9 protein-coding genes are annotated in these 25761 nt (G+C 56.8%); 7 read left to right on the top strand and 2 right to left on the bottom strand.

The genetic code is table 11. From position 1 onward, the window contains the following. Positions 1-10967 (bottom strand): cadherin domain-containing protein (locus HQL52_15895; GenBank protein ID MBF0370931.1); only part of this gene is annotated, 10967 nt, incomplete at its 3' end. 315 nt (positions 10968-11282) lie between these two features. Between HQL52_15895 and HQL52_15890 the strand changes: the two genes are divergently transcribed. The 7 genes from HQL52_15890 to HQL52_15860 all read left to right on the top strand — a co-directional run bounded on the left by HQL52_15890 (position 11283) and on the right by HQL52_15860 (position 23576). Beyond that, positions 11283-13955: a TolC family protein gene (locus tag HQL52_15890; protein ID MBF0370930.1), complete on the top strand. Its 2673-nt coding sequence runs from the start codon at positions 11283-11285 to the stop codon at positions 13953-13955. 217 nt (positions 13956-14172) lie between these two features. Continuing rightward, positions 14173-14538 (top strand): hypothetical protein, encoded by a 366-nt coding sequence (locus tag HQL52_15885; GenBank protein ID MBF0370929.1) that lies wholly within the window; start codon positions 14173-14175, stop codon positions 14536-14538. A 126-nt stretch (positions 14539-14664) separates the two neighbouring features. Continuing rightward, a complete protein-coding gene (locus HQL52_15880) occupies positions 14665-15495 on the top strand; it encodes an efflux RND transporter periplasmic adaptor subunit (GenBank protein MBF0370928.1) in 831 nt (276 codons plus the stop codon). Continuing rightward, on the top strand, positions 15492-16997 hold the full coding sequence (locus HQL52_15875; protein ID MBF0370927.1) for an HlyD family efflux transporter periplasmic adaptor subunit: 1506 nt from the start codon (positions 15492-15494) through the stop codon (positions 16995-16997). Before HQL52_15880 ends, HQL52_15875 begins: the two co-directional genes overlap by 4 nt. Before the next feature lie 8 nt (positions 16998-17005). Continuing rightward, positions 17006-19150 carry an HlyD family efflux transporter periplasmic adaptor subunit gene (locus HQL52_15870; protein ID MBF0370926.1) on the top strand — a complete coding sequence of 715 codons (2145 nt, stop codon included), beginning with the start codon at positions 17006-17008 and terminating at the stop codon, positions 19148-19150. A 244-nt stretch (positions 19151-19394) separates the two neighbouring features. Next, complete coding sequence (locus HQL52_15865) at positions 19395-21032, top strand: transporter substrate-binding domain-containing protein (protein MBF0370925.1); 1638 nt, start codon at positions 19395-19397, stop codon at positions 21030-21032. 378 nt (positions 21033-21410) lie between these two features. Continuing rightward, positions 21411-23576, top strand: coding sequence for a hypothetical protein (locus HQL52_15860; GenBank protein ID MBF0370924.1), 2166 nt, complete (start codon positions 21411-21413; stop codon positions 23574-23576). 89 nt (positions 23577-23665) lie between these two features. On the opposite strand, the gene HQL52_15855 is transcribed toward HQL52_15860, so the two are convergent. Continuing rightward, on the bottom strand, positions 23666-25432 hold the full coding sequence (locus HQL52_15855) for a tetratricopeptide repeat protein (GenBank protein MBF0370923.1): 1767 nt from the start codon (positions 25430-25432) through the stop codon (positions 23666-23668). Between the last annotated feature and the right edge of the window lie 329 nt (positions 25433-25761).

Genomic DNA, 25761 nt, shown 5'->3' with positions numbered 1-25761 from the left:
CGGCAGGCGTCGGCCCCGCCGGCATCCCCACCACCGGCATCGGCCCCGCCAGCATCCCCTCCACCGGCATCAGCCCCGCCAGCATCCCCTCCACCGGTATCAGCCCCGCCAGTATCACCCCCACCCGCATCCGCTCCAGCTCCGGTATCACCACCACCGGCATCGGCCCCGCCAGCATCACCCCCACCCGCATCCGCTCCAGCTCCGGTATCACCACCTCCAGCATCGGCTCCTGAACCGGCATCGGCTCCTGAACCGGCATCGGCTCCTGAGCCAGCGTCAGCTCCTGAGCCAGCATCGGCTCCTGATCCAGCATCGGCTCCCGAACCCGTATCACCACCACCGGCATCACCACTGCCCCCCCCATCCCCTGCCGATCCCCCGGCATCCCCGGAGCCACCCGTTGTAGAGCCGGTGCCGGAAGTGCCTGTTGAAGTGCCCGTGCCTGTTGACGTACCCGTGCCGGTGCCTGTTGAAGTGCCGGTGCCGGAAGTGCCTGTTGAGCTACCTGTGCCGGTACCCGAGGAGGATCCGCCGGAATCGGTCGAGCCGGAGCCGCTATCGGCTGGTGGGGCTGGGGGGGCGACAGAGGTGACTGTGACGGTTACCCGGGCAGCGCTGGAGCTGTCCAGGCCATCGCTGACCACGAAGGAGACGGTGCGCTCTCCCTCCAGGGGATCGTCGGAGCTGTTTTCAAAGGCGATGGAGTGGAGAACCTGTTCATAACTGGCGATGGAGGCTTCGCCACTCAGTATCAACTGGCCGGTGTCGGGGTCGTAATCTTCAAGGGTGATGCCGGTGCTGCCGGTGTTGGCTGTGAGGAGATCATCGGCTCCAGCGTTGGCCAGGGTAACGGTCAAGCTACTCAATGTTTCCCCGTCGATATCTTCCAGGGTGGCGGATCCCGCCAGGGTGAGTGCGCCATCTCCTTCCTGATAATCGAGGGTGCTATTACCGGCATTGATGGTAAGAAGGGGGGCGCTGTTGACGTTTTGGATCGTGAGCTGAAAGCTTTCGGTTGCGCTCAAACCAGCGGTATCGGTCGCGGTGATGAGAATCGCCAGCTCCCCGGCATCCTGATTCCCTGGGGTGCCGCTGAAAGCCAAGCTTCCGTCATTGAAGGAGAGCCAGCCGGGAAGCCCGGAGCCATCAGCCAGGGTGGCGGTATAGGTGAGGCTGTCGGCAATATCGGGATCGGTGAAGGTTTCCCCATCGATCTGAAAGCTGAAATCCTCCCCTTCGCTGGTTTCCTGATCGGAGATGGCTTGGTTCAGGATTGGCGCATCGTTCATGTCGTTCAAGAAAATCGTGAAGGTCTGCTCATAGGTGTTGGCACCACTGTCGGTGACCTGAATCGTCACCTCAAAGCTTGATTGGGTTTCATAATCGAGAGGGCCGCCGGTATCGATGAGGAGGCTTTCGCCATCAATGCTGAACACTCCGGCATCCGCTCCGCCAGCAATGGTAAAGGCGGCGGTATCGGTGAGATCCGGATCGGTGGCACTCAGCGATCCCACCGTGATTCCCCCTGAGGTGTCGATGTTTTCATCCAGGGTGTTGTTGGAAAGAAAGATTTCGCTGGGGGGATCGTTGAGGTCGTTGAGGGTGATGGTGAAGGTCTGTTCAAAGGTATTGGCACCATCGTCGCTCACCTGAAGCGTTACTTCATAGCTCGATTGGGTCTCATAATCGAGAGTGCTCCCCGTATTGATGAGGAGATCTGAGCCACTGATGCTGAACACCCCGGCATCGGCGCCCCCGGTGATGCTGAAAGTGGCGGTATCGGTGAGATCCGGATCGGAGGCAGTGAGAGCCCCCACCGTGATTCCCCCCGAGGTATCGATATTTTCATCCAGGGTGTTGTTGGAAAGAACAATTTCCGTGGGGGCTTCGTTTAGGTCAGTGATGTCGATGGTGAAGCTTTGCTCAAAAGTGTTGGTGCCGCTGTCAGTCACCTGGATGGTGACTTCATAGCTCGATTGGGTTTCATAATCGAGAGAGCCACCAGTGTTGATAACGAGATCCGAACCACTGATGGCAAACAGGCCGGCATCCGCTCCACCTGTGATGGTAAAGGTGGCGGTATCGACGCTATCCGGATCCGTGGCAGTGAGAGCCCCCACCGTGATCCCTCCTGAGGTGTCGATATTTTCATCCAGGATGTTGTTGGAAAGAACAATTTCCGTGGGGGCTTCGTTTTGGTCAGTGACGTCGATGGTGAAGGTTTGCTCAAAAGTGTTGGTGCCGCTGTCGGTCACCTGAATCGTCACCTCATAGCTCGGTTGGGTCTCATAATCGAGAGAGCCCCCGGTATTGATGATGAGATCCGAACCACTGATGGAAAACAGGCCGGCATTCGCTCCCCCGGTGATGCTAAAAGTGGCGGTATCGACGGCATCCGGATCAGTGGCACTGAGAGTCCCCACCGTGCCCCCCCCCGAGGTATCGATATTTTCATCCAGGATGTTGTTGGAAAGAAGAATTTCCGTGGGGGCTTCGTTTTGGTCAGTGACGTCGATGGTGAAGGTTTGCTCAAAAGTGTTGGTGCCGCTGTCGGTCACCTGAATCGTCACCTCATAGCTCGATTGGGTTTCATAATCGAGAGAGCCCCCGGTGTTGATGACGAGATCTGAACCATTGATGGAAAACAGGCCAACATCCGCTCCCCCGGTGAGGCTGAAAGTGGCGCTATCGGTGGTATCCGGGTCAGTGGCACTGAGAGCCCCCACCGTGACCCCACCCGAAGTATCGATGTTTTCATCCAGGGTGGTGTTGGTGAGGGTGATTTCTGTGGGAGGATCGTTGATGTCGTTGATGGTGATGGTGAAAGTCTGGTCAAAGGTGTTGGCGCCGCTGTCGGTGACCCGGACAGTTACTTCGTAGCTGGACTGGGTTTCATAATCGAGAGCGCCGCCGGTATTGATCACCAGATCTTGGCCGCTGATGGCAAACACCCCGGCATCCGCTCCCCCGGTGATGGTGAAGGTGGCGGTATCGGTGGTGTCTGGATCGGTGGCGCTTAAGCTTCCGACCGTGAGGCCGCCGGAGGTGTCGAGATTTTCATCCAGGGTGGTGTTGGAAAGAAAAATTTCCGTGGGGGCATCGTTGATGTCGTTGATGGTGATGGTGAAGGTTTCGTCATAGGTGTTGGCCCCGCTGTCGGTCACCCGAACGGTTACTTCGTAGCTGGCCTGGGTCTCATAATCGAGCACGCCCCCGGTGTTGATGATCAGATCCGAACCACTGATGGAGAAGAACCCCGAATCCGTCCCCCCCACGATGGCATAGGAGGCGCTATCCCCACTATCGGGGTCGGTGGTCGTCAGGCTCCCCACCGTGACCCCGCTGGAAGTGTCGATGTTTTCATCCAGGAGGGTGTTGGAGAGGGTGATGGCGGTGGGGGGATCGCTCTGGTCGGTGAGGGTGATGGTGAAGGTTTCATCATAGGTCGCCGACCCCCCGTCGGTCACCCGCACTGTCACTTCATAGCTGGACTGGGTTTCATAATCGAGGATCCCACCGGTATTGATGATCAGATCCGTGCCGCTGATGGAAAAAGATCCCGAATCTGCTCCCCCCACCACAGAATAGTTGGCGCTATCCCCCGTATCGGCATCGGTGGAACTCAACGATCCCACCGTGACCCCGTTTGATGTGTCGATGTTTTCGTCCAGAGTGGTGTTGGAGAGGCTGATATCGGTGGGGGTGTCGTTATCCGGCGTGACGGTGAGCACGGTGACGCTGTCGGTGGTGGAACCGCTGCCGTCATTGATATCGATTTCAAAGGTGGTGGTGACTGACGAGCCGGGAGCCACCTGATCTTCGGTGGGGGTGAAAACCAGGGCTTGCAGGGTGGCATTGGCTTCGGCAATGGTCAGACCGGAGACCGTATAGCTGGCGCCCCCGTCGCTGGTGGCAAAGTCGTTCACCCCATCTCCCAGGGTCGTGAAGGAGCCGTTATCCCCAGCGGATGCGGGGCCGGTCAGGGTGATGGTGACGGCAAAAAGATCGCCAGAATCGCCATCAGCCAGGGTGACTCCGGAAAAGAGGCTGGCGGTAGCGGTATCATCGATGGCCTGGGTAGCGGTTCCGGTGATGGTGGGGGGGTTGTTGACCGAGGTGACCGTGAGTACCGTGACGCTATCGGAAGCCGCATCTGCGCCATCGTCCACATCGATTTGAAAGGTGGTGGCGACCGTAGAACCTGAGGCGATTTGATTGGCTGTTGGGGTGAACACCAGGGCCTGCAAGGTGGCGTTGGCTTCGGTGACGGTGAGGCCCGATACCGAATAGCTGGCTCCCCCATTCCCGGTAGCAAAATCGTTCACCCCATCCCCCAGGGTGGTAAAAGTACCGTTATCCCCAGCCGAAGCGGGGCCGGTCAGAGTGATGGTGACGGTGAGGGTTTCACTCTCATCCGGATCCACCAGGGTGACCCCGGAAAAGAGGGTGGCAGTGGCGGTGTCGTCGATGGCTTGGGCAGAAGTGCCGGTGATGGTGGGGGCATCGTTGGCAGATAAGACATCCAGCACGGTATTGCTGTCGGTGGTGGTGGCGGTACCATCGCTGACTTCAATCTGAAAGGTGGTCGTGACCCAAGAGTCTGGTGCGACCTGATTTTCCGTTACGGTGAAGACCAGGGCCTGGAGGGCGGCGGTAGCTTCGCTGATGGTCAGCCCGGAGATGGTGTAGGTTTCTCCCCCGTCACTGGTGGCAAACAGGGTTGTGCCGATCCCCAGATTGGTAAAAGTGCCGTTCTCTCCCGCTGTCGCAGGGCCGATCAGGGTGATGGTGATGGAGAGGGTGGCGTTGGCATCGCTATGGTTGATTGTGGTCCAGGAAAAGGGCTCGAAGGGGGCGTTGGAGTCATAAACGGCCCAGGGGGTGGTCCAGGAGATGGTCGGGGCATCGTTCACCACCGTGAGAATGGTGGCGCTGTCGTAAATGGTGCTGGTGCCGTCGTCCAGGGCGATCTGGAAGGTGGTTTCCACCGAGGAGCCGGATGCGACCTGATCTACTGTGGGGGAAAACACGATGGCCTGGATAGAGGCATTGGCTTCGGCAATGCTCAGGCCGCTGACGCTGTAGGTGACACCACCATCACTGGTGGCAAAGTCGTTCACCCCATCCCCCAGGGTGGTGAACGTGCCATTCTCACCGGCTGTGGCTGGGCCGATCAGGGTGATGGTGACGGTGACGACAGCATCGGGATCGTTGTCGTTCAGGGTGACGGTAGCGAAGGGCGTGCTGGTTTCACTGTCATCGATCCCCTGAGCCGAAGCGCCCCATATTTCAGGGTCGACGTTGACCGAGGTGACGGTGAGTAGGAGATTGTTCCAGGCATTTATATCGCCGTCGTTGAATCGAACTCTAAAAGTGGTTTCTACCGTGGAGCCGATAGCTACCTGGTTTTCGGTGGGGGTGAAGACCAAAGCTTGGAAAGAGGCATTGGCTTCATCAATGGTGACCCCGGTAAGTTCCCAGGTTTCCCCCCCGTCGCTGGTGGCAAAATCGTTTACCCCATCCCCCAGGGTCGTAAATGTACCGTTATCCCCGGCTGTCGCAGGTCCTTCCAGGGTGATGGTCACATCGACCAGCTCATTAAAATCAGCATCTACCACGACGGCATTGGCAAAGGGGGAGATGGTTTCGGTGTCATCAATGGCCTGGTCAGGCATGCCGGAATAGGTGGGTTTGTCATTGATGGAGGTGACCGTCAGCACGGTGGTGGTATCTGTCGTGGTGGTGGTGCCATCGGAGACCGCGATTTCAAAGGTGGTCTGTTCGGTGGAGCCCGGAGCGATCTGGTTTTCGGTAGGCGTAAAGACCAAGGCCTGGATGGTGGCGGTGGCTTCAGCGATGGTGAGGCCGCTGACGCTGTAGGTGGCACCGCTGTCGCTGGTGGTAAAATCATTCACCCCATCCCCCAGGGTGGTGAAGGTGCCATTCTCCCCAGCCGAGGCGGGGCCTGTCAGGGTGATGGTGATGTCGAGGGTGGCGCTGGCATTGGAATGGTCGAGGGTGGTACCGGAAAAAAGGGTCGCGGTCACGTTATCGTCGATGGCTTGCGCCGAGACGCCGCTGATGCTGGGGGCGTCATTCACCACCGTGAGCACGGTGGCGCTGTCGGAGGTGGTGACGTCGCCATCGTTGACATCGACCTGAAAGGTGGTTTGTACCGTGGAGCCGGTGCCTACCTGATCGGCGGTGGGGGTAAACACCAGGGCTTGAAGGGTGGCGTTGGCTTCGGCGACGGTGAGCCCCGAAACAGAATAACTCGCTCCCCCATCCCCTGTGGCAAAATCGTTCACCCCATCCCCAAGGGTGGTGAAACTGCCGTTATCTCCCGCTGAGGCCGGTCCCGTCAGGGTGATGGTGACATCCACCAGCTCGCCGACATCGCCATCAATCAGGGTCACCCCGGAAAAGAGGGCGATGGTGGCGGAGTCATCGATGGATTGAGCCGTGATGCCGCTGATGGTAGGGGTGTCGTTTACTGAGGTGACCGTCAATACCGTGGTGGTGTCGGTGGCAATGGCCTCGCCATCGTCCACTTCGATCTCAAAGGTGGTCTGTTCGGTAGAACCAATCGCCACCTGATTTTCCGTCGGGGTGAATACCAGCTCCTGGAGGGTGGCGTTGGCTTCGGCGATGGTGAGGCCCGATACCGAATAGCTCGCTCCCCCATCCCCGGTGGCAAAGTCGTTGGTGCCATCTCCCAGGGTGGTAAAGCTGCCGTTATCCCCGGCTGATGCAGGACCGGTCAGGGTGATGGTGACGGTCACCAGTTCGCTGTCGTCCACATCGGCCAGGGTGACGGCGGAAAAGAGGGTCGCGGTGGCGTTGTCGTCGATAGCCTGAGCGGTAGCTCCGCTCAGGGTGGGGGCATCGTTGGTTGCAGCCACGGTGATGCTGGCTGTCGTGGTGTCGCTGGCGCTGGAACCCGAGCCGGTATTGCCCTGGTCATTGATGGAGAGGGTGAGGGTGTCGGTGCCGTTAAAATCAGCATCGGGTTGATAGATCAGACCATTGGGTACGCCCAGGGTGGTGTTGATGCTATCCACCGTGGCGGTGATGGAGAGCGAGGCGGTGGCGTTATCGGTGATCTCTCCCGCGACAACGCCATTGGTGACGCTGTCAGCCAGGGTCAGGGTGCCGTTGGCGACCGATAGAGTGACGGTGACGCTGTTGGCTCCGGAGTCAATGTCAGTAAAAAGAATCGCGATGATTTGTTCGGAAATATCTTCGTTTCCGGCCACCGTCGCGGTGAGGGGGGAGACATACCACTCAATGCCGCTGTTGAGGGTGCCGTCATAACCGTTGCCACTGCTGTCGGTGAGGGTGGTGCCGCTGTTTTCATCGGTAAGATAGAGCAACACCAAGTCTGTTTCACCGCCCGTCAGGGTGACATTCATGTTGTCCTGGATTTCGGTCTGGGTGCGGGCGTCGTTCCACACCCGGAAATCCCGGAGAGTCCCTTCCAGATAGTCATACCCGCTCCAATTGTTTTGACCGATATAGTTGTTGGAGCGGGTGACGCTGAGTGCTGCAAACTGGCCGGTGTTGGAGGCCTCCAGAACACCATTCCAGTAGATGTAGGCGTTGCCCGCCCCATCGTTGACCGCAGCGACATGGACCCACTCACCGGTGGGAAAAGTGGAGGCGGTGGTGACGACGGTAGAGGCGGCAGCGTTGAAGGTGTAGAGGCTCAAGGTTCCAGTGGTGCTTTCAAAGCCCAGGGCGATGTTGTCGGTGGTCCCTTCACCAAAATCGAAAACCCGCGCCCAATCCTGGGTGTTGTCATCCACATAGAGCCAAAGCTCCACGGTGAATGCGCCGGAAATCCCCATGTCGGGCGCTGAGACATAGTCGTTTACGCCATCCAGGGTAATGGAGGAGTCTCCCGAGCCGATGGAGGGGCCATCGTTGACCGCTGAAACATCGATGGTCATGGTGTAGGAAACAGTGCTGTAGGCGGTGCCGTCGTGGACTTCAAACTCGAAGCTGTCGTAGCCGCTGCCATTTTCATCCGTGGCTGGGGCAAAGGTGAGATCCCCTGCGGTCAGTTCTGCCAGGGAGACGGTATCGTTCACAGCGACATCCACCCCACCCAGCAGCAGATTTCCGGCTCCTTCCAGGGTGGTGATGCGGATCTGGCTCAGGGTGTCGCCGGTATCGTCATCGCTAAAACCAAAATCGGTGGAATCAAAGGTGTAGGAGGTATCCTCATCGGTGGTGACGGTGTTGTCGGCGGCAGTGGGGGCATCGTTCACCGAGGTGACGGTCAGCACGGTGGTGGTGTCGTTGGCGGAGGCCGTGCCATCACTGATAGTGATCTGGAAGGTGGTCTGTACCGTGGAGCCCACCGCTACCTGATTGGCTGTCGGGGTGAAGACCAGAGCCTGCAAGGTGGCGTTGGCTTGGGCGATGGTGAGGCCGGATACCGAATAGCTGGCCCCCCCATCCCCGGTGGCAAAATCATTCACCCCATCGCCCAGGGTCGTAAAAGAGCCGTTATCCCCGGCTGAGGCGGGTCCGGTGAGGGTGATGGTGACGGTCACCAGATCGCTGACATCGGCATCGGCCAGAGTGACGGCGGAAAAGAGGGTGGCGGTGGCGTTGTCGTCGATGCCTTGAGCCGTAGCTCCAGTGATGGCGGGGGCGTCATTCACCGAAGTGACGGTGAGAATCGTCGTGGTATCGTTGGTGGTGTCGATGCCATCATCCACCGAAATCTGAAAGGTGGTCTGTACCGTGGAGCCCACCGCTACCTGATTGGCTGTGGGGGTAAAAACCAGCGCCTGCAAGGTGGCATTGGCTTGGGTGAGGGAGAGGCCGGATACCGAATAGCTGGCTCCCCCATCCCCGGTGGTGAAATCATTCGTCCCATCCCCAAGCGTTGTAAAAGTACCGTTATCCCCGGCTGAAGCGGGTCCGGTGAGAGTGATGGTGACGGTGACGAGATCGGCGACATTGTCATCAGCCAGGGTCACCCCGGAAAAGAGGGTGGCGGTGGCGTCATCATCAATGGCCTGGACGGAGGAGCCGGTGATGGTGGGGGCGCTGTTGGGATATTCATAGGCCCCGATATCCACCGTATTTACCTCCCGGGTTTCACCCCGCTGGTCGGTGGTGGAGAGGGCGTAGGTGGGATCTCCCACATCAATGGCGGGGCTGCTGCTGTCCAGGGCATGGGTCCAGGTGGGACCGCCGTTATCCGCTAAAATTCCCAGAACGGGATCGGTCCCGACGATATTGCCGTTGACCCCGTCACTGAAGCCGGAGGTGTCCGTAACACCGATCAGGTTGTAGCCGCTGTCGGTATAATAGCTGGAGGCACCATAAAGATCTGCTGCACTACCGGTGTTTCCATAAACGATGGTGTGGGTAAGGTCGATGAGGGCGGTGCCGGAGGTGTAGAGCCCACCGCCGGTACTGGCTGCGGTATTGTCGGTGATGGTGCTGCTTTGGATGGTGATGGAGGAGGTTCCGGTGGCAGCCACACCAGCTCCCCAGTTGGCGCTGTTGCCGGAAATGGTGCTGTTGAGAATGGTGACCGTGGCGTCGCTGGCATAGATGGCCCCACCCCATCTGTTGGAGCTGTTGCTGTAGAGCAAAACCCCTTCGAGAGCTATGGAGGTCCCGGCATCCAGGGCAATCCCGCCGCCGCTGCCGGTGGTGCCGTAGGCGCTGTTATTTTGGATGGTGCTGTTGGTGACGGTCAGGTCGCCGGAGGTGACGCGAATCCCCCCGCCATTGAGAGCAAGGGAGGAGGGGGTACCATTTTGGATGATCAGGCTGGTGAGGGTTAAGCCGTTGGCATCGCTGCGGATTACTTGGGTGGCTGCGTTGCCGTCCAAAGTGATGTCGGCGATGTCGTCGGCATCCAGATCGCCGTCGATGGTGAGATTATCGATATTCAGATGGAGGGCAGTGGAATTGGTGAGGAAAATGGTGCTGGTAGTGCCCCAGGTGGCCGTATCGAAGGTGATGGTATCTCCGGCACTGGCTACCGCTACGGCCTCCCGCAGGGATAGCCCGGTGCCGTCGGCAGTCTCTGTGGCCAGGTCCGTGGTGGCGGCAGTTTCATCGTCCGGCGTATCCACGGTGATGGTGGCGAGGATGCCGGAATAGCTCTGCTGGGCTTCGGTGTTGAGGGCCACGCTGCTTTCGATCTCACCGTGGCTTACTTCCAGATCCCAATCCCCCCCTTTATCCTCCGAGCCGGTGAGATCCAGGGAGGCGGCGATGTCGGCATCGGTGAGTTCGGCCAGACGGGTGACAAAATCAGCCCCAGCCTCTCCAGCCCCCACGTCACAACCATAAAAAAGAATATCCCCCTCCGAGGTGAGCGCTTCCCCCCAGGAGGTGAGGGCATCGGCATAATCGTCGATGTTGTCGTTGGAGAGGGTGGTGCTCCCCAGGGTGACTTCGCCATCATCCCCGTGGGAAAGGATGTGGATGGCGTCGATATCGGAAAAGTGGTCCAGCACCCGGGTGATCTGGGCGATGCCATCCGACTCTCCATCCAGCAAAACCACCTGCCGGTTGGGGCCGGCGCTCTCCAACAGGGTGTCGATATCCGGCACTGAGTCATCAACAAACACGATCTCCCGGGAAGCATCCGAGGTGGGCTGGGGGAGGGATAGCAGGGCTTGGCTGAGGGCATCCCCCTGGGAGGTGTCAAGCTCCCGATGCGCTTCCAGGGAATCGGTCCCATTCAGGCCATCCTCCCCATCGCCATCCAGAGCAGCATCCATCGTTACCAGGGCCGCTGCATCCAGCATGATCCGGGGTTCCAGGGCCAGGAACAGGGTGGGAGCCGCTTGGAGTGGGGGAGGGGAGGCAGAGGGGGGGAGAGGGTGGGATGTTTCGCTGGGGCAGGTTGGGTCACTCCCACCATTGATATTTTGGGAGGTATTTTTTCGACTTAATAATGTGCGGATGTGCGTGGACCACTTGGTCATCAATCCCAGTTACCTCCGGTCGCATCCTTTAAATAATTTTTCCCCACTTTATAATAATGCCCCATTTTGATAATAATTTCATAATTTTTTCCTGATTAACTGTGGAGTGACGCCAGTTTGCGCTATTTTAAGTCGTTGTTCAGCTTACACTCAAAATTTTGATTGAATTTGGAGGTATTGGCTCTCAATTTGCTTTGATCTATCTGATAGAAGGGCTCCTGACAGCGATTGATGGGTGAGGGGTGAGGGGGGGCTTTGCCCAAAACAGGACAGGTTTATTTGGCTTTGTTTTCCAAGAGGTTGGTATTGTTCAGATTGTTTTGCATATTCCTGCTCGCAGGGGTGCTCGCTGGCTGCCAGGTGCTGCCGGAACCCCTCTTGCGCCTGGAGCGGGAGGCTGTCATTGCCGGGGATCGGGAAGCACTTTTTGCCCGACAGCCCCCGGTGCGTGCCCCCATGGATCTTTACGAAGCTCTCGCTCGGGGGCTTAAGTATAATCTGGACTATCGTTTAGGTCTGATGGAGCAGGCCATCGCCCACGGTCAATGGGATCTTTCTCACTTTGACTTGCTGCCTTCGATCACTCTGAATGCCGGATTCAGCCATCGCAACAACCACCAGGCTTCCAGCTCCTATTCCATCACCGGAGCCAAACCCTCTGCAGAAGTGACCACCAGTGCTGATCGGGATAAATATAGCGCTGACCTCACCACCGTTTGGAATATTCTCGATTTTGGTGTCAGCTACGTTCAAGCCCAACAAAATGCTGACCAGCTGTTGATCGCCGAGGAGATCCGTCGCAAGGCGGTCCATAACCTTCTGGCTGATATCCGCTACGCCTTTTGGCGGGCGGCTGGGGCTGAAAAGCTTCAAGGTCAGATCGATCCGATCCTGGTGGAGGCCAAAAAGGCCCTGGAAAACGCCCGCCAGGTGGAAGCGGAGCGGCTGAAACCCCAACTGGAAATTTTACGCTATCAGCGAGGCTTGCTGGAGATCGTCGGTCAGCTGGAAGAGCTGCGCCATCAGATGACCCTGGCCCGCACCCAGTTTGCGGCCCTCATCAACCTGCCCCCCGGCACCCCCTTCCAGCTGTCGATTCCAGGGGATGACGCCCTGGATGTGCTGGATATCGCCATGGGTCTGGGGGAGATGGAAGAGCTGGCGCTCAACAATCGCCCCGAGCTGGGTGAGCAGATCTATCTGGCCCGCATCACCCGGGGAGAGACCCGCAAGGCGCTCTTGAAGCTTTTGCCAGGGTTGGAGTTTGACTATGCCCTCAACTATGACAGCACCAGCTTCAACCTGAACGAAACCTGGGGGGTGGCGGGCTCCCGGGTGGTGTGGGATCTCTTTCAGTTATTGAAAGGCCCCAAGAGTGTGGAGCTGGCCGAAAGTGGCGAGGAGTTGGTCCGGCTCCAGCGGTTGGCGATGCATATGGCGGTTCTTTCCCAGGTGCACCTTTCCTACAGCGACTATCGCAACGCCCGACGCAAACATGACGAGGCCCGCACCCTTTTTAATATCGACGAGCGGATTCACGGCCACATCGCCATCGGGGTGCGCCAGGATAGCCAAAACCAGCTGGAGCGCATCCGGGCCGCCGCCACTGCCATCAACTCCCGGTTGCAGTTTTATTCCAGCCATGCCGATGCCCAAAATGCCGTCGGTCGCATCGCCCTCTCCCTGGGGGTGGATTTGGCCCTGAATGCCAGTCGGGAGGATGACATTCCCACCTTGGCTCGTGCCTTGAGAGAGGCGATAGAGGCATGGAACGAAGGGGCGGCGCTGGCCCCCACGGATTATCGGCTGGGAAGTGAGCCTCCGGTGGAAATTTTATGGGAAAGCCCCCGGGTGGCCGAGAAGGATCTCAATGGGTTGGGAGATGGGGGAGTGGATGAAGCCTCTGATGATTTGCCAGACCTCCTGGATATGGAAATGAAGGCTCTGGGTTCCCAAACGGACTCCAAAGGTGCTGGAAAAGCGGCTGCCCCCGCTGATTTATCCCGCTCTTCCGGGGTGAAACCTCCCAGCCAGAAGAAAACCTCCCAACCAGGTGTCGCGGTTGGTGGGAGTGCTCAGAAGAGTTTGCCAGGGGTTGAAAAGGCCCGGGAGAGAGCCAAAGATCCAAAACCGACCTGGAAGACCAAGAAAAAAGCGGATACCAGGAAGCTACAGCAACAGACACCGGAAGCGTATGATCCCGATGCCGGGGATGAAAGGTACGACCCCCAAGCGGATGATGAAATATATGATCCCGATGCCGGGGATGAAAAATATGATCCCGATGCGATGGACGAAAAATATGACCCGGAAGCGGATGATGAAAAGTATGATCCCGATGCGATGGATGAAAAATACGATCCCCAAGCGGATGATGAAAAGTATGATCCCCAGGTGCGTTACCGCTATTATTTATCCCCCCGGGTGGTGACTGCCACGGGGAAAGGAAAAGATTCGCCACAAATCGTCGAAGTCAGCCACCCGGTTTGGTCCGGGAAGAAAAATGGTTCCTCCTCCGGTGGGGGCAAGAGCGGTGCCTCTGGAAAGAAAATCGATGCCAAAAGCGCACCGAAATCCGGTCCCTATGGGGTTCAGCTGGGGGCTTATCTCAATTGGGAATATGCCGAATCTTTGCGCATGGATTTGAGGGAAAAGGGGATTGAAGCCATCGTCCTGAGTTTGACCGACAGCCTGGATCGCCAATGGTATCTGGTGCGGTTGGGGCCTTTGGCGACTCTGGCTGAGGCCAAGAGAGAGCAAGGGGATCTGGTCGCCCAGGGGGTGCCGGCGATGCTGGCCTATTGGAATCGCTTTTCCGTGGCAGCCCTCTCCAATACGGCGGTTCCCAAAAATGTCGGGTGGCAAGTCATCCACTCGGACATCTTCCCCTACCTGCTGCCGGAAGAAAAACTGGACAATGCAGATGGCAAAACGGATCCAAATGGGGATCAATCTCCCTCTCGAAAAAAAGTGAGACTGTTTTTTTGATGGCTTGGGGGGAGAGTGTCGTATAGTGGTGCAGGTGAGAGGCTGTTTGGTGATTGCGTCCTGCTTGCCGCGGCGGCGTTAAAATCGTGCTCAAATCCTCACGTACTGGAAGTACGCTCCGGTTTTCCGCGCGATTTTGCCTTGCCGGGGCGGCGCAATCCACAATCACCAAACAGCCTCTGAGAGATGAATCATTGCTGCAAACAGGGTAAGTCCCATGGAATTTTTTGCTTTTGTGGATCGTGACTGGGATGAAGCGCAACTCCGTAGCATCCTGACGATGGAGCGTCTTGATCAATATTGCGACTCTTTGGAAAAAGTCCTGGAAACGGGAGAAGATTGGGGCCGTTATTTTACGGTTTGGGGTGAGTTTACCATATTGCGTATCGAAATATGGGGAGGGTATCGTTTTGTGCTGCCCAAATGCGCAAACGGGCTCACCTGGAGCATTACCGTTGGATTGCCGCCCAATCCCGACAGGATCACGATTCACACAACGATCAATCGCACAGAGCAGGATCCCGATTTTGTCGAAACCCTCGTTGATTTTACCCAGGAGTGGAAAAACAGTTTGGAGCCATAGTTCATCAGGCTTGTCGTCCAATGAAAACAGTCACGTTTCAGTGATGGCAGGGGCATGAAATCCACCTCCCCAAATGCCATACCTTTTACAGGCTACCACCATGCCTCTCATCAGCCTCTCCCTTTCGTGAGCGGGTTTGCTTATGGCAAAGGGGCTCTCCTGCTTGTTCTGGCGTTTTTGATAGGTCTTGCTCATCCCGGAGTAGCTTGGTCTGACTCCGGTGGTGTTTTGGGGTCATCTTCCCCTGTTCAGTCCGATCACTCTCCAGCACTGGAACTGGAGACACCAGAAATCCGAGGGGAGCTTTTTCCCGCCCGCTTTACCACCCTGGCCAGCGAAATTCCCGCTCGGATTCGGACCTTATCCGTGAAGGAGGGGGCGCATTTTGCCAAGGGAAAAACCCTGGTGACCCTGGACTGCACCGTTGAAAAGGCCCGTCTCACCCGAGCCAAGGCGGTGCTTAAGCTGGCTCAGGCCAAAGCCGACATCCACACCCGTCTCTCCCGATACGAGGCTACCAGCGAGCTGGAAATCCATGAGGCCCAGGGGGAGGTGGCCAAAGCCCAGGCGGAGCAGGAGATTATTCTGGCCAAGCTCCAAAAATGCCGCATTCATGCCCCCTTCAGCGGTCAGGTGGTCGCCCTGCAAGCCCGGGAGCATCAATATGTCAAGGCAGGGGATCCCCTCCTGGATATTCAGGATGGCCAAAATCTCGAAGTCCACTTTCTCATCTCCTCCCTCTGGATCTCCCGCATTCGAGTGGGGGATCCCTTTACCATCCACCTGGAAGAGCTGGATAAAACCTTTGCCGCCCGGGTGCGTGGCTTTGGTGCTCGAATCGATGCCGTCAGCCAATCCATCAAGGTGATTGGAACCCTCAAAGGGAAGGGGAAGGGGGTGGTGCCGGGTATGAGTGGTCGCGTCCATATCTCACCCGATCATCACACCCAACCATGAGCCCAACCCGCGCGCGCTTCCGGGGGGAAAAAGATCCCGCCACTGCCGAGGCAGGCAAAAAGAATCCAACCACTGCTGGAAAGGGGAAATCCCGTTCAGACAAGAGTGGAGGGAATGGGTCCAACGATCCTGCGCAAACCCTTGTTCTCCTGCTACAACTGCAAAACCGGGTCAGCCGCTGCACCACCCTGGAAGCGACGCAATTTTTTTTGGTCAACGAGCTTCACCGCTTGATGCCCTACCGACAAGCCATACTCTGGCGGCGTATCTCCGGGGGGCGGGGGGAGGTGGTGGCTCTTTCGGGTCTGCCGGAACTCAACCGGGAGGCTCCTTTTGTGGTGTGGCTGGAGGGGGTGCTGGCGGAAATAGCCAAAAAGGATCTGGCCGGGGTGGTTGATCCGGGGGCGTTGCCGGAAAAACAGACCCGGCAATGGTCCCAATGGTTGCCGGAAAAAGGCTATTGGCTCCCCTTGACCCTCCCTTGGGGAGACACCCCGGGGGGATTGCTCCTGACCCGTGCAGAGCCTTGGGCAGAGGCGGAGGGGGAAATATGGCGGCAACTGGCTCCAAGCCTGGCTCTCGCCTGGTGGGGCCACCTTTCCCGACGGGGGCGCTGGCGAAGAGGTTGGGAAGGGGTGCAGGGGAGTCGTCTGGGATGGCTTGTGGCCCTTGGGGTGATCGCACTTCTCTGTTTGCCCGTCACCCAGTCGGTCATGGCTCCAGCTGAGGTGGTGGCCCATAATCCAGTCTTGATTCGGGCCCCCATGGAGGGGGTGATTGATCAGTTGCATGTGGAACCCCATCAAGCGGTCGATCCGGGAACGCTGTTGATTTCCCTGGATGGCGCCCAGCTGCAAAACCGCCTCCAGGTCGCCAAGCGGGAGTGGGAAGTGGCCCGGACAGAATATGCCCAGGCGATGCAAAAAGCGGTGCGGGATGTGCGCTCCAAAAGCCGTCTGACTCTCCTGAAAAAACGCCTGGAGCAGCGGCAGGCGGATCGAGACTATCTGGAGGCGCGTCTGCAACGCCTGGAAATCCGCGCGCCCCGTTCAGGCATCGCCCTCTTTACCGATATCAATGATTGGCTCGGCAAGCCGGTGGTGCTGGGGGAGGGGCTGTTTTTGTTGGCCGATCCCAGGGAGGTGGAGATGGAAATTCAATTACCCGTGGCCGATGCCATCACCCTCACCCCTGGTGCCCGGACAGCACTTTTTTTGAATACCCATCCCGGGGATCCCCTTCCCGGTCGCCTGCGTCATGCCGCCTATGAGGCCCGGCCCACCGCCGAGGGTGTTCTCAGCTATCGCCTTCTGGCCACCTTTGATCCACCCACCCTGGATGAAGCCACCGCAGAGGGGGCCACTTCTTCTGCCGATGCCACCCCATTCCCGCCCCGGATCGGTCTCAGGGGCAGTGCCCGGATTTATGATGGCGAGGCTTCCCTCTTCCACTATCTCCTGCGACGCCCCTTGGCTCTTCTTTGGCGCTGGTTGGGAGTGTAATCGGGGCCATGGGGTTATCCATCGCTGGCGGTGGCATTTCAACCTGGTATGGTTTGCGGGAGGAGCTTACCCTCCACCCTGGCCCCGCCACCCGATCCGGCAGCCCTACCTGGACCCTTCACGACCCTGCCAACAATCGTTTTTATCGGATCGGCTGGCCAGAGTTCGAGATGCTCAACCGTTGGCAGTTGGGGGATGCCCTCGCCATTGCCCAGGCCATCGACCAGGAGACGCCTCTGGCTTGTGACGCGGCCCTGGTGGAAGCTTTTTTTGAGCACCTGGCCCGCCATCACCTGCTGCGTTTTTCGGGTGACGCATGTGTGGAGGGGTTTGCCTCCCAACTGGCCAAGAGGCGGGGCCATTGGTTGCTGGGCTGGCTGCGGCGCTATTTTTTTTGGCGGATCCCACTCTGGCGACCCGATGCCTTCCTGGAGAAACATTTTTTTTGGTTGGGTTGGCTCTTTTCCGGTCGATTTTTGCTCCTCTCCGGGATACTCGGTCTCATCGGCGGGGGGATGGTGTTGCAGCAGTGGGAAGCCTTTACCACCACCTTCGTGCATCTTTTTTCGCCAGTGGGGCTCCTCTATTTTGGGGTGGCTTTGATGCTGGCCAAGTCGGTCCACGAACTGGGCCACGCGGTTACTGCCAAGCGCTTCGGTTGCCGGGTCACCTCCCTGGGGGTGGCGCTGCTCTTTATGTGGCCGGTACTCTATTGCGAGGTGAGTGAGGCGTGGAAATTGCCCTCTCGCAGAGAGCGGCTTTTGGTGGGGCTTGGAGGCATTTTGGCTGAAATCGCCCTGGCGTCGTTGGCCTTGGTGAGCTGGCATTTTGTCGATGATGGTCCTTTGAGGAGTGCTCTCTTTTTGATGGCCACCACCACCGGGCTCATCACGGTGGGGGTCAATCTCAATCCCTTTATGCGTTTTGACGGCTATTATCTCCTGGCCGATCTTCTGGAAATCCCCAACCTCCAGGAGCAGGCTTTTGCCATGGGGCGTTGGCGCTTGCGGGAGGTGTTGTTAGGGTTGGGGGAGGGGGCTCCGATCCAGACTTCCCGGGGGAGAGCCCGGTTTTTGGTGTGGTTTGCCTGGGGAGTGTGGCTCTATCGGTTTTTTTTGTTCGGCGCCATCGCTTTGATGGTATATCACTTTTTTTTCAAACTGTTGGGGGTGATTCTCCTCGGGGTGAATGTTGGCTGGTTTTTGATCCGGCCTGTTTTGGGTGAATTCAAGCAGTGGTTTCAAAGGCGTGATGAAATGACCCTCAACCGACACTCCGGGCTTTCCGTCTTGATCCTTGTGGCGGGGCTGGCGCTTTTTTTTATCCCCTGGCACACCTCTTTACAGCTACCCGCCTTGATTCGCTCCAAGGGGGAGGTAACCCTTTATTCCCAGGCTTCGGGGCGGGTGCGGGCCTTCCCGGTCACCATGGGGCAGGAGGTGCATCAGGGATCGCTGCTACTGGCCCTGGACTCCCCGGATCTGGAGCATGAACGCCATCGGGCAGCCAGAGAGGTGTCGCTGCTGGGGTGGCAGCAAAAGGCCGAGGGTTTGGAGGGGCAGGAGAGTGGGCGGGTGGGGGTTTTGGCCCGGGAGTTGGCTGTGGCCCAAACCCAACTCCAAGGTTTGGAACAGGAAAAAGCCAAACTACGCCTGATCGCTCCCTGGGATGGCCAAGTCGCTTGGGCCCAGACCAAGCTGGCCCCGGGAGAGTGGATCGCTGCCAACGAGCCACTGGTGACTCTGGTGGACCCGGATCACTGGCTGGTAGAGGCGTGGGTGGCGGAGGGGGAGATGCGTCGGCTGTCGAGTGTTGCCACAGGGGTGTTTCAACCCGATATGGCTGAGCTGGCCCGCATTCCCTGCCGGATGGGCCCATTGGAGCGGACCCACGTCAGCCATCTCGAATCTCCCTATCAGGCTTCGATCTATGGTGGAGCGATTCCGGTTCGTGGGGATTCCCGGGGTGAGATGATGGTCGATGGGGGCTATGTCCGCTTTGTCTGCGAGCCTGAGCCTGACTTCGATGTGGTGGGGGCCTATGGGCTTCGGGTGATTCGGGGAACGCTGACGCTGAAGGGGGAGCCGATCAGCTTTGCCGAGGAGAGTTGGCGGTTTTTATCTGCTATTCTGATTCGGGAGAGCGGATTTTGAGATTTTCAGTTATCCTCATTCAGAAGAGATGTCTTTGAAGTTTTGATAAGCCATTCGTTTTGTCTTATCTCATCAGGTTCAGGGGGTGCCGGAAATGGGTGGGTTGCGCTGTCTTGAGACTGTTTTTGATTTTTTTCAAAATCGATGCAAAGCCCCAGTTTCCAACAGGCAGACTGTTTTGAGGCTTGGATTTGGAGTTGATAGGCGCCTGGCCATTGGCTGGGCGGTTTTTGGGCTGATCCTTTTGCTGGCCATGCCGGTTCAGGCGCAATGGCAGCGGAATGTCATTGTTGGTATCTATCCCAATGAGCCCATGGTGTTTCAGGATGAAAAAGGCCAAGCTCGAGGGATTTTTGTGGAGCTTTTGGAGCATGTGGCTGCCCAAGAGGGGTGGCAGCTCTATTATGTCTATGGCACCTGGGCGCAACAGCTGCAACACCTGAAAAAAGGGGAGACCGACCTCCTTCTGGATATCGCCTACTCCAAAAAGCGGGCAGCTTTTTTGGATTTTAATGCCGAAAACGTCATGCTCAACTGGAGCCAGGTGTTTGTGCATCCCGATTCCGGCATCCAATCGATTTTGGATCTCAAAGGCAAAAAGGTGGCTTTGGTTCCAGAGGATATCCACTCCATCAATTTTTTAAAGCTTATCGACAAATTCGAGATTGAAAGCGAGATCGTTGAGGGGGAATCCTACAGCCAGGTGTTGCAGATGGTGGAGGCAGGCCAGGTGGAGGCCGGGGTGGGGAGTCGTCTTTTCGGGATGTATAATAGCGGAAAATTCGATGTGATCGACAGTTCCATCATCTTCGATCCCATCGATCTGCGCTTCGCCTCACCCAAAGGCAAAAATGAAGGCCTTCTTCGCCTCATAGATCACCATCTGTCTCTGCTGAAAGAGGATAAAAAGTCCCTCTATTACCGCTCTTTGAATAATTGGTTCGGGCCTGAGGTGTCCGGTATTCCCAAGTGGGTCTATTGGGGGGGTGGCGGGATTGTCGTTTTGCTGATTGTATTTGTCGTCACAACCGTCATTCAGCGGCGTCTGGTCAACCGTCGCAATGAGCAGCTGGCGGCCATGCATGAGGCGGAAGGCTTGCGCAAGGAGATGGAACGCATCTCCCGACACGATATGAAATCCCCCTTGAATGGGGTGATCGGGTTTGCTGACCATTTGCTGGCGGATCCGGATCTATCTGCTGATCATCTGGAGTCCCTGCACCATATTCGGGAGTGCGGCTTTCGCCTCCTCGATATGGTCAATCTTTCCCTGCACCTTTATAAAATGGAGCAGGGGAGTTACTCCTTTGAGCCCAGACCTGTAGATTTGGTGTCGGTGATTTTTGGCATTTTTGATGACAATAAGAGCTTGATTCGCCAAAAAAAGCTGGTCAGCCGTTTGTCCGTGGCAGGGGTTGAGGTGGATAGAAAGGCCCATTTTTGGGTGCTTGGTGAGGAGATTCTCTGCTTTACCCTGCTTGCCAACCTGATCAAAAATGCCATGGAGGCCTCACCCACGGAACAGACCGTTTCCATCTCCATGCAAAACAACGCCACAGCCCTCATTGAGATTCACAATCAAGGGGTCGTTCCCGAGGAGATCCGGGAGCGGTTTTTCGAAAAATTTGTCACTTTCGGCAAAAAAAATGGCATTGGCGTGGGGACTTATTCCGCTCGCTTGATGGCCCTGACCCAGGGGGGGGATATCTGGATGGTTTCGGAGGATGCCTCTGGCACCACCCTCATGGTGAGCTTGCCTCTGGTTCCACAGGCCTATGTGGATGATGGGGTGCCTCTGTTCAAACCCGATCCCGTTTTGGATCAACCAGAGCCAGGGGAGGGGGAGGGGAAGGGAGCCCCTCTGGATCTCGTCCACGGCTGAACCGGTTTGGGGAGAAGGTTTGCCGGAAACCGGGTGGTCTGAGATAAGAGGTAGAGGTTTCGCCACACTGTAAAGGGCAAAGATAGGGGGGCATGTTTGCTGTCTGGCTTGGGTCAGAGAGCGTATCTGGTGGTGGTTGAACGTTGTTTTTTGGACGAGGCAGGCCGCTGCCGGAGAGATGATTCCAAGCTGTTTTGATTCGGCTTGCCAGGGGTGGCTATCCGGCACTTTGATGACGTATTCTTAAGAGCTGTCGTTTAGACTTTCCGGTCGATAATTATCCGGTAGAAGATTGGGTTACGCTGATTGGCAAATTGAAAATACGATTGTCGTCACCCTGAAACAGACCGTCACCCTGAATGGATTTTGCCAAAGCCCGTGTCCGACACCACCAACAGACGCAGCTATCCGATCCGGGCCACCATTCTCACCGTGATGCTCTCCATGCTGCTGACTCTTTCGGGTTGGCTGGTCTGGTACAACTATTCCCAAACCTCCCGCACCACCGTGACCGCAGCCGGTAAACTCATTACCCAGGTCAACGAAAAAATATTGGAACGTCTCAGCCAGATCATGGATCCGGTCTATGTGCTGGCGGAACTCATCCCGGCAAGCCCTGAAATCTATGCCCCGGTCGTGGGAGAGGAAAACCATCCCGCTACACCGATTTTGATTCAGACCCTGGAGTCCTATCCCCGGCTATACGGGGTCTACATGGGGTATGACGACGGCATTTTTTACGAGGTGGTACGCTTTAACGATCTGCCGGATGTGCGGGCCCGTTTGGGAGCCCCGGACGAGGCCTATTTTGGGGTTTATCGGGTGATGCGCGCTGAGGGGGAAGAACCCTGGAGCCTCTGGACCTTTCTGGATGCCCAGCGCCGCCTCATCGGCCAGGGGGAGCGCCAGCCCGCCACCTACGATCCCCGTATCCGTCCTTGGTACAAACAGGCCATTAACAGCGATATCCCGGTCAATTCCGGGCTCTATCTCTACCATCATCGCAAGATCATTGGCCTGACCATTTCGAAAAAATTTGATCGCGCCGGGCGGACAGGGGTGTTTGGTCTGGATCTGCCCATGTCGGAACTCTCCCGCTTTTTGGACAACCAGGAATTTACCCCCAGCAGTCGTTCCTTCTTTTTCAATGGCGATGGCATCGTGACCGCCTATCCCGATCCCCAGGCGGCCATTCATCCGGTTTTGGGAAAAGATGGCAAGGGCGGTTCCGCCCTGGGGAGTGTCAACGATCTCAACGTGCCGATGATCGATGAGCTTTACCTGCGCTTTAAGGATGGTTTGCGAAACGGTCAGGCCATGGTCGAGGTGGGTGGGGAGGAGTTTATCGGTACCATCTCTCCGGTGCCTGAGCGCTATGGCAAGGGTGATTATCTGGCCAGTATCGCCCCGGTCAGTGAGTTTTTGGGGCCTTTGGCCAGTGTACGCAGCCGCAGCTTGACTGTTTCGATCATCTCTTCTCTGCTCTGCCTGCCCATTATTTTTTGGCTTGCCCGCTCTTTTTCGGAATCCCTGCAAAGGTTGGTCAAGGAGACCGTCCGGATTCGCCATTTTCAGTTGGAGGATCCATTCCACTTTGAGTCCCGCATCACTGAGCTGTGCCAGTTGGGGGATTCGGTGGTGACCATGAAAAATGCCTTGCGGATATTTGGTCAATACGTGCCCAAGGATCTGGTCCGGCGGCTGATCGATACCGAAGAGGATGTGCGGCTGGGGGGACAAGGGCGGGAGGTGACCCTCTTTTTTTCCGATGTGACCAATTTTACCACCCTGTCCGAGGATCTGCCCCCCAAAGATTTGATGCTGAAGCTGACCACTTATTTTCAAGTCGTGGGAGCGGCTGTTCAAGAAAATGGCGGCACCATCGACAAATATATCGGTGATGCGGTGATGGCTTTTTGGAATGCCCCCATTCCCACCCCCGATCATGTCCATCAAGCCTGTATGGCGGCTTTGGATTTTGCCCATCGCTCCAACGCCTTGAACGAGCGCTGGACCTCCTTTGGCTGGCCCATCATGTATACCCGGGTCGGTTTGCATACCGGCGATGTGGTGGTGGGAAATGTGGGGTCTTCGGATCGCATGGACTATACGGCCATCGGCGCCAACGTCAATCTGGCCTCCCGGGTGGAGGGACTGAATAAATATTATGGTACCCAGATATTGGTGACCGGAGCGGTGCGGGAGCGGGTGGGAGAGCGGTTTTTGTTCCGGAGTGTCGACTTGGTGGTGCCCAAGGGAGCCTCACACACCACCGCCATCTATGAATTGATCGGTACGGTGGGGGGGGCTTCGTCCCACCTGACAGCCACCCCGGAGGAGATCTCCTGGTGCGAGCGCTGGGAGTCAGCGATAGAGGGCTTTCGCAGCCGCCGTTGGTCTGAAGCCGTCGAGGCCTTTTCAGCCTTTTGCACCGAGCGCCCCGGGGATCAACTATCCGAAATGTATCTGGAACGGGCTACCCAGTTTCAGGAAAATCCCCCCCCTGAGGGTTGGAACGGGGCTCGGGTGTATCAGTCCAAGTAAAAAAATCCTCAACTTGGGCTTTCCTGTCTGCCACGCAGACGATGGATGGTCAGGGATCAATCTCCTCAAAGGCCGCTATCAGGCCGCTATCAACCAGACCCCTTCCTCAAAACAAAAACATCCCCTTCGATCCACTGCTCCGACTCTTTGCGGATATGGACCGGTTCCGTGGAGACCATGTCAAATCCGATCTCTGTCGCCAGCCTGTTGATATAGGCCCGGCTATGGGCATAGCGCCCTGATTCTCTCAAGAGATAGTCCTGCTTTTGTGTTCGTTCTGTGGAAAAGACAAACCAGGCATTTTCAGCGGCACACTGTTGGACTTGCTGGAATACCGGCTCCAGCTGTCCCACATAAATAAAGACGTCAGCTGAGAGAAAGAGGTCAAATTTACGCTCAAGGCCAGCCATCCCTTCCACTAGATTATCTTCCACAAGTGCGTCATAGAGCTTTTTATTGTGGGCCTGGGCCAACATTTTCGGGGCCAGATCAATGCCGGCGATAAAGGTAACGATGTTTCTGAATTCGGCCCCCACAAGTCCGGTGCCACACCCCAGATCCACGGCATTTTGAAGGGCTGTTTGGTCCCCAGCTGCCCGATCAAACTGCTGCCGCAGGCGGGCTGGGATATCGTATTCGAGCTGTTTGACGAGATGTGAGTCAAATTTTTTGGCGTAGCCATCAAACAGGCGCTGTACATAGGGCCTGGGAGCCGTGGGGGTAGTGCGTCCTTCCAGGGAGTTGATGATATGTGCAGCCTGGGGATGGTCGGGATCCAGGGTTTTTTGGAAGCTGATGAGGGCCTTTTTGGTATCCCCCATCTTTCTCTGGATGCCGCCGATGTTAAAGTGGGCATCGGCATAGTCCGGATTGATCGACAGGGAGTTTCGACAGGCTGATAAAGCCTCCTGGAGCCGCCCCACATCCATAAAAATAGATCCGAGATTGTTGTAGGCCTGAAAAAATTTAGGCCTGATGCGTAGGGCTTGGCGGCAGGCTCCGAGAGCTTCTTCGGTCATACCCAGCGTTTTATCAGCCAGCGCCAGATTATTGAAGGCCTTGAAATGCTTGGGATCAGCCTTGACCGCTTTTAGGTAGCTGGCAGCAGCCAGTTTGAGTTTTCCCCCATTTTGCAGCAGATTGCCCAAACTGAAAAAACCATCGGCAAAATCCGGATTGATGCGGACGGCATTTTGAAAGGCGGCTGCAGCTTCATCCTTTTGGCCCAAGGCTTCAAAGGCCAGCCCCAGATTGTAGTGGGCATAGACAAAGTTGGGATCGATTTCAATGGATTTTTGAAAAAAAACAGTGGCCTCTTTCCATAGCTGAATGTTGGAAAGGGCGTTGCCCATATTGCTCAAGGCTTCAGGAAAATCCGGCTTGATCTCCAGCGCACTTTTGTAGGCGGTGATCGCTTGATCATGCTGTTTTCGTTTGTTGAGGATGGTTCCCAGCTCATTATAGGCCTGATAGTGATCGGGTTTGTGCTTGATCGCCGCAATCAGGGCCTTCGCTGCCAAATCGCTGTGTTTCAGTTGCTTGAGAGTAGATCCCAGGAGGTAATAGCCATCTCCCTCTTCAGGGTCGAGATCAATGCTCTTTTGAAACGCCTCGGCTGCTTTTTTAAAGCGTCCAGTCTCCTGATAGCTGAGTCCCAGATTGAGATGGAAAGGGGCTTTCTTTCCATTAAGCTCAATCGCTTTGGAAATTTTTTCGATAGCTGTGGTGTTTTCCCCTCTCTGATGCGCCACGACTCCCAAAAGATGAATGGTGTTGGGGTGGTCGGGCTTGACTGCCAGAATTTGATTGAGGAGCGTCTCAGCCTGGGAGAGTTCCCCTTTCTGGAGGTGCTCCATGACGATTTTTTGCGATTTGGGAGATGGCAAGCTTTTGTTGGGTCATGGTATCAGTGGGCGATTCTGGGGGATGACTGAAGGAACTCAGTACGGATTGTTGCCGGGTATAGTGTCAAGCCACCCAGCCCAATTGCAACCTACTTTCTCGATCATGTTTCAGTTGAACCCGGATCGGCTTCATTCTGATCTGAAGGGAAGGTTTGATATAGCAATGTCTAATCAAGAATTGGACATATGCCGTTGCTCTTTTGCCGTCACCCTTTAGCCGACCTTGTCTATGGGAAAAGGGCACCCATTGCCGCGAATTTCTATTTTCGCAGATTTTTTTC

This window comes from Magnetococcales bacterium, from assembly GCA_015232395.1.
GTDB lineage: Bacteria > Pseudomonadota > Magnetococcia > Magnetococcales > JADFZT01 > JADFZT01.
Note: the sequence above shows the minus strand (reverse complement) of the source record. Positions and strands in the feature narration are given on the sequence as shown.

Bases quoted from the DNA above. Each gene is read 5' to 3' on its own strand.
- HQL52_15870 (MBF0370926.1), top strand. From the start codon at position 17,006: ATGGGGTTATCCATCGCTGGCGGTGGCATTTCAACCTGGTATGGTTTG.
- HQL52_15885 (MBF0370929.1), top strand. From the start codon at position 14,173: ATGGAATTTTTTGCTTTTGTGGATCGTGACTGGGATGAAGCGCAACTC.
- HQL52_15875 (MBF0370927.1), top strand. From the start codon at position 15,492: ATGAGCCCAACCCGCGCGCGCTTCCGGGGGGAAAAAGATCCCGCCACT.
- HQL52_15855 (MBF0370923.1), bottom strand. From the start codon at position 25,432: ATGGAGCACCTCCAGAAAGGGGAACTCTCCCAGGCTGAGACGCTCCTC.